The 414-nt window shown below is 32.6% G+C and carries 1 protein-coding gene; it reads right to left on the bottom strand.

Going from position 1 to position 414, the window contains the following annotated elements; all coding sequences use genetic code 11:
• Window positions 1–161: 161 nt before the first annotated feature.
• Window positions 162–414, bottom strand: a 253-nt coding sequence (gene recO, locus A194_RS19130; RefSeq protein ID WP_040403408.1) for a DNA repair protein RecO, incomplete at its 5' end; no start/stop codon positions are given.

The raw sequence follows: 414 nt of genomic DNA, 5'->3' as shown, positions 1-414 counted from the left end.
AATCTCTAAAATTTGCTCTTGACGGTGAGTCAAGTCCATTGCCTTTCACCACCTTTAATGACGTCATACTTATGGCATTTATTATATACTATTTAGCGGATTTTTGAAATATAGAATGTCTTTTTTTAATAAATTAGTCACACTAAAAATCTCAACTCAAATTAAAATAGGTGGAGTTGATCTAAAAAACGTTTAGATTTAATCGTCATCCCACCGTAATAATCATAGTAAAGCTCTAATATTTGCTTGATAGTATTTAAAGTATCTTCTTTAATCGAGACGTCTTTAATTTTAGTTAGGCTTTTATTGCTCATCAATCTTAACACATGGTAAACATTTGGTGAAAGAACGAATACATCTGATGCGCGATGGCGACATTGTTCACAAACTACACCACCTTCTGAGACTGCCAAG

It is taken from the genome of Alkalibacillus haloalkaliphilus C5, assembly GCF_000269905.1.
GTDB classification, from domain to species: Bacteria; Bacillota; Bacilli; order Bacillales; family Alkalibacillaceae; genus Alkalibacillus; species Alkalibacillus haloalkaliphilus_A.
Note: the sequence above shows the minus strand (reverse complement) of the source record. Positions and strands in the feature narration are given on the sequence as shown.